The sequence below is a fragment of the Streptomyces sp. SID486 genome, assembly GCF_009865385.1.
GTDB lineage: Bacteria > Actinomycetota > Actinomycetes > Streptomycetales > Streptomycetaceae > Streptomyces.
Map to the genome: position 1 here is coordinate 1 of NZ_WWJT01000210.1, position 280 is coordinate 280.

Genomic DNA, 280 nt, shown 5'->3' on the forward strand with positions numbered 1-280 from the left:
CGCCTTCGCCCACCAGGACGTGCCGTTCGAGCGGGTCGTGGACGAGGTGCAGCCCGTACGCGACACCAGCCGCAGCCCGCTCTTCCAGGTCATGGTCGTCCTCCAGAACGCCCCGGCGGCCGGCCTCGACCTGCCCGGACTCGACATCACCGACGTCGAACCGGAGTCGGAACAGGCCGCGTTCGACCTCACCCTGGAGTTCGCCGAGACCGGCACCGGAGCCCTGCACGGCCTGCTCACCTACAACACCGACCTGTTCGACGCGGCCACGGCCGAGCGG

General features: G+C 70.7%; 1 protein-coding gene. It reads left to right on the top strand.

Going from position 1 to position 280, the window contains the following annotated elements:
* Positions 1-280 (top strand): condensation domain-containing protein (locus tag GT045_RS10565; protein WP_161333986.1); only part of this gene is annotated, 280 nt, incomplete at both ends.